This is a genomic window from Pseudomonas sp. MD195_PC81_125, from assembly GCF_014060985.1.
Taxonomy (GTDB): domain Bacteria; phylum Pseudomonadota; class Gammaproteobacteria; order Pseudomonadales; family Pseudomonadaceae; genus Aquipseudomonas; species Aquipseudomonas parakoreensis.
Genome location: NZ_JABULD010000155.1, coordinates 1 through 5,138, shown reverse-complemented (window position 1 = coordinate 5,138; position 5,138 = coordinate 1). Strand labels below are relative to the sequence as shown.

General features: G+C 56.5%; 7 protein-coding genes. All 7 read left to right on the top strand.

Going from position 1 to position 5,138, the window contains the following annotated elements; genetic code table 11:
- Positions 1–1,081 (top strand): 3-phosphoshikimate 1-carboxyvinyltransferase (gene aroA, locus HT737_RS06800; protein WP_182401953.1); only part of this gene is annotated, 1,081 nt, incomplete at its 5' end.
- A complete protein-coding gene (gene cmk / locus HT737_RS06795; RefSeq protein ID WP_007963625.1) occupies positions 1,078–1,767 on the top strand; it encodes a (d)CMP kinase in 690 nt (229 codons plus the stop codon). The genes aroA and cmk, both read left to right, overlap by 4 nt.
- Before the next feature lie 119 nt (positions 1,768–1,886).
- Positions 1,887–3,569 (top strand): 30S ribosomal protein S1, encoded by a 1,683-nt coding sequence (gene rpsA, locus HT737_RS06790; protein WP_095668626.1) that lies wholly within the window; start codon positions 1,887–1,889, stop codon positions 3,567–3,569.
- 196 nt (positions 3,570–3,765) lie between these two features.
- Positions 3,766–4,044: a hypothetical protein gene (locus HT737_RS06785; RefSeq protein WP_182401951.1), complete on the top strand. Its 279-nt coding sequence runs from the start codon at positions 3,766–3,768 to the stop codon at positions 4,042–4,044.
- A 153-nt stretch (positions 4,045–4,197) separates the two neighbouring features.
- Positions 4,198–4,494 (top strand): integration host factor subunit beta, encoded by a 297-nt coding sequence (gene ihfB, locus HT737_RS06780; protein ID WP_003189779.1) that lies wholly within the window; start codon positions 4,198–4,200, stop codon positions 4,492–4,494.
- Between the two features lie 27 nt (positions 4,495–4,521).
- Positions 4,522–4,761 carry a LapA family protein gene (locus HT737_RS06775; protein WP_121186579.1) on the top strand — a complete coding sequence of 80 codons (240 nt, stop codon included), beginning with the start codon at positions 4,522–4,524 and terminating at the stop codon, positions 4,759–4,761.
- A 220-nt stretch (positions 4,762–4,981) separates the two neighbouring features.
- Positions 4,982–5,138: NAD-dependent epimerase/dehydratase family protein (locus HT737_RS06770; protein ID WP_182401949.1), on the top strand; the 157-nt coding region annotated here is incomplete at its 3' end.

The following is a 5,138-nucleotide window of genomic DNA, read 5'->3' as shown; positions in this document are numbered from 1 at the left end:
TGGCCTGCATGGCTTGAAGCCGGCACCTGGCCCGATCTATCTGGGCAACTCCGGTACCTCGATGCGTCTGTTGTCCGGCCTGCTGGCGGCGCAGAACTTCGACAGCACCCTGACGGGCGATGCGTCGCTGTCCAAGCGTCCGATGAATCGCGTGGCCAATCCGCTGCGTGAAATGGGCGCCGTGATCGAAACCGCTGCCGAAGGTCGTCCACCGATGACTATTCGTGGCGGGCACAAGCTGAAAGGCCTGACCTACACGATGCCGATGGCCAGTGCTCAGGTGAAGTCCTGCCTGCTGCTGGCGGGTCTGTACGCGGAAGGCAAGACCACCGTCACTGAACCGGCTCCAACCCGTGATCACACCGAGCGCATGCTGCGTGGCTTCGGCTACCCGGTGAGTGTTGATGGCGCGACCGCGTCGGTCGAGTCCGGCGGCAAGCTGACCGCAACCCACATTGAAGTGCCGGGCGATATCTCGTCGTCGGCGTTCTTCCTGGTGGCGGCCTCGATTGCCGAAGGTTCCGAGCTGGTGCTGGAGCACGTCGGCATCAATCCGACCCGTACCGGCGTTATCGACATCCTGCGGCTGATGGGCGCCGATATCACTCTGGAAAACCAGCGTGAAGTCGGTGGCGAGCCGGTAGCCGACCTGCGCGTGCGGGCGGCTAAACTCAAAGGTATCGAGATTCCGGAAGCGCTGGTGCCACTGGCCATCGACGAATTCCCGGTGCTGTTCGTGGCTGCAGCCTGTGCCGAAGGTCGTACCGTGCTGACTGGTGCTGAAGAGTTGCGCGTCAAGGAATCGGACCGCATCCAGGTCATGGCGGACGGCTTGCTGGCGCTGGGCGTCAAGTGCCAGCCGACCCCGGACGGCATCATCATCGATGGCGGCCAGATCGGTGGCGGCGAAGTGCATGGTCACGGCGATCACCGTATCGCCATGGCCTTCAGCGTGGCCTCGCTGCGCGCCACTGCGCCGATCCGCATCCATGATTGCGCCAATGTCGCGACGTCGTTCCCGAACTTCCTCGCGCTGTGCGCGCAGGTCGGCATTCGTGTGGCACAAGAGGCTCAGTCGTGAAAAACATTGCACCGGTCATCACCATCGATGGGCCAAGCGGTTCGGGCAAAGGCACGGTCGCCGGGATTCTGGCCAAGCGTCTGGGCTGGAACCTGCTGGATTCCGGTGCGCTGTATCGCCTGCTGGCGTTCGCTGCGCACAACCATGGTGTCGACCTGACCAATGAAGAGTTGCTGAAAAAGCTGGCTGCTCATCTGGATGTGCAGTTCATCGCGGCGACCGAAGGCCAGTTGCAGCGCATCATTCTGGAAGGTGATGAAGTCAGCGATGTCATCCGTACTGAAAGCGTCGGCGCAGGCGCGTCCCAGGTAGCTGCGCTGCCGGCAGTGCGCGAGGCGCTGCTGCAGCGCCAGCGCGCTTTCCAGGAAGCGCCGGGGCTGGTGGCTGATGGGCGCGACATGGGCACAGTGGTTTTTCCTGACGCACCATTGAAAATCTTCCTGACCGCCAGCGCCGAGGAACGGGCGCGCCGCCGATATTTGCAGTTGAAGGGCAAAGGCGAGGATGTTAGTCTGTCGAGTCTGCTAGATGAGATCCGTGCACGCGACGAGCGTGATACCCAGCGTGCAGTGGCCCCGCTCAAGCCGGCGGCCGACGCGATTCAGCTGGATTCCACGGAGTTGTCCATCGATCAGGTGCTTGAACGCATCATGAGCGAGATCGCCATTCGCGATATCGCCGGGTGACCAAGAAGGCCGCAGGGGACCAGTCATAGTCCTGCAGCGCTTCTTTTAAATGAAACTAACCCACACCGTCTGGGGTGTGGAGATGGGCGTATTCTTCGCCCTCATCTACAGGAATTAAAATGAGCGAAAGCTTTGCGGAACTCTTTGAAGAAAGCCTAAAGACCCTGAACCTTCAGGCAGGCTCCATCATCACCGGTGTTATCGTTGATATCGATTACCAGGCTCGCTGGGTAACCGTTCACGCTGGCCTGAAGTCTGAAGCACTCATCCCGCTGGAACAGTTCTACAACGACGCTGGCGATCTGACTATCAATGTCGGTGACGAAGTTCACGTTGCTCTGGATTCGGTTGAAGACGGTTTCGGTGAAACCAAGCTGTCCCGTGAAAAAGCCAAGCGCGCTGAATGCTGGATCGTTCTGGAAGCAGCCTTCGCAGCTGAGGAAGTGGTCAAGGGCGTTATCAACGGTAAGGTTAAAGGCGGCTTCACTGTCGACGTTAACGGCATCCGTGCGTTCCTGCCAGGTTCCCTGGTTGACGTCCGTCCAGTGCGCGACACTACGCACCTGGAAGGCAAAGAGCTGGAATTCAAGGTCATCAAGCTGGACCAGAAGCGCAACAACGTTGTCGTTTCCCGTCGCAGCGTCCTCGAAGCCGAGAACTCCGCCGAGCGTGAAGCTCTGCTGGAATCCCTGCAGGAAGGCCAGCAAGTCAAAGGTATCGTCAAAAACCTCACCGATTACGGCGCATTCGTCGATCTGGGTGGCGTGGACGGCCTGCTGCACATTACCGACATGGCCTGGAAGCGCATCAAGCATCCTTCCGAGATCGTCAACGTTGGTGATGAAATCGACGTCAAGGTTCTGAAATACGATCGCGAACGCAACCGTGTTTCCCTGGGCCTGAAGCAACTGGGCGAAGATCCATGGGTTGCTATCAAAGCCCGTTACCCAGAAGGCACTCGCGTTACCGCTCGTGTAACCAACCTGACCGACTACGGCTGCTTCGCTGAGCTGGAAGAAGGCGTTGAAGGTCTGGTGCACGTTTCGGAAATGGACTGGACCAACAAGAACATCCACCCTTCGAAAGTCGTACAAGTCGGCGACGAAGTGGAAGTCATGGTTCTGGACATCGACGAAGAGCGTCGTCGTATCTCCCTGGGCATCAAGCAGTGCAAGTCGAACCCATGGGAAGACTTCTCTGGCCAGTTCAACAAGGGCGACAAGATCTCCGGCACCATCAAGTCGATCACCGATTTCGGTATCTTCATTGGTCTGGACGGCGGCATCGACGGTCTGGTTCACCTGTCCGACATCTCCTGGAACGAAGTGGGCGAAGAAGCCGTACGTCGTTTCAAGAAGGGCGACGAGCTGGACACAGTCATCCTGTCGGTTGATCCAGAGCGCGAGCGCATCTCCCTGGGCATCAAGCAACTGGAAAGCGATCCGTTCTCCGAGTACGTCTCGGTTAACGACAAAGGCGCTATCGTTAAAGGCACCGTGAAAGAAGTTGACGCCAAAGGCGCCATCATCGTTCTGGCTGACGACATCGAAGCGACCCTGAAAGCCTCCGAAATCAGCCGTGACCGCGTTGAAGACGCGCGCAACGTTCTGAAAGAAGGCCAGGAAGTTGAAGCCAAGATCATCAGCGTTGACCGCAAGAGCCGCGTAATCCAGCTCTCGATCAAGTCGAAAGATGACGCTGAAGAGAAAGAAGCTATCCAGAGCCTGAACTCCGTTCAGGAAGCTCCAGCCGATACCACCATGGCTGCTCTGTTGAAGCAAGCAATGGCCAAACAGAACTAAGTTCTGCTTGATCATGAAAAAGGGCGACTTCGGTCGCCCTTTTTTGTGCCTGCGATTTGGTGGGGGCTGAGACAGCGGTGAAACCATTCCCTTCAGCGGGTTGTCTGTTTCTTTAATCGGATCAATCGCCTATTCGCGACTAAGCTGTGGGTAGTAGTCGTGCAGTAGTCGGGCGTTGCCTGGCATAAGGAAGTGGATGAACAAATTTATTGTGTTGATTGCTGTGTTGATTTTGGCTGGCTGTACCACCAGTGCCAAGACGCATGCGGTGCGTGGCGTCAGTGGTATCGAGATTGACTGCTCCGGTTTGGGGTCGGGTTGGGAGAAGTGCCAAAGGCGCGCGGCGAAGGAGTGCAAGGGGGCGGGTTACCGGGTGATCACCCGATCTGATCAGGCCAAAGATGAGGATGAATATCCGTTTGGCTTCAATCCCGCGGGCTACGTCACTCGAACCATGCTGGTGATGTGTCGCTGAATGAGCGTTGCTCCTGTTCAGTGCTTTAGTGTGCTGAAAACGGGCGTTTTGATGCCGAGAAAGATATGTCAATCCCTGGGCTGTTCAAAATCTTCCGGGCGTGCTAAAACCTTTCAAGCGCTGATCTAGCTGCTTGAAAAAGAAGGGAAAAATATGACGAAGTCGGAGTTGATCGAACGAATTGTCACCCATCAAGGGCTACTCTCATCCAAGGATGTGGAGCTGGCCATCAAGACCATGCTTGAACAAATGTCCCAGTGCCTCGCTACCGGTGATCGCATCGAGATCCGTGGGTTTGGCAGCTTTTCTCTGCACTATCGTGCGCCGCGCGTCGGTCGCAATCCAAAGACCGGTCAGTCTGTCAGCCTTGACGGCAAGTTTGTTCCGCATTTCAAGCCGGGCAAGGAATTGCGTGACCGGGTGAATGAGGAAGAGGAGGAGGGGGTTTGACAGTCGCTATCTCTCGAGGAGTTACTTGTGCGTAACCTCAAGCGCATACTTCTAGGTGTCTTCATATTGTTGCTGGTGTTGGCGGTTCTTGCGTTTGTGCTTGAGAATCAGCAGTCCATCTCATTAATGTTCCTCGGTTTGTCGGGTCCCCAGCTTCCGCTCTCTGTGGTGGTGGTCATCGCACTGCTCGTTGGCATGTTGATTGGTCCGATTCTGGGGTGGTTTCTGGGACGTTCGTCCAGAGCGGCGCGCAAGCGTCTGGTCTGAGATCGACGACTACGGGCTATCATTCAAATTTGGTTCGTCGCCTGTCCATATCCATTAGTAAAACGTTCATTAAGCTGTAAAATGCAATCCTTGTTCGATAGTGGTTTTTTCCACGTCGATTCAGACTGGCTCTGACGGAACCCTTCAGGTTGATGGCTTCTGCATTCATGGATTAGACAGTGTTCGTGCCACTGTCCGCAGCTCAAGGGTATGGTTTCGCGTGAAAATTCTAGTTACCGGCGGCGCCGGGTTCATCGGCTCGGCAGTCATCCGTTACATCATTTCCAACACTACCGACTCTGTGGTCAACGTCGATAAGTTGACTTATGCCGGTAACCTGGAGTCCCTGGCAGAAGTTAGCCAGGATCCGCGTTATG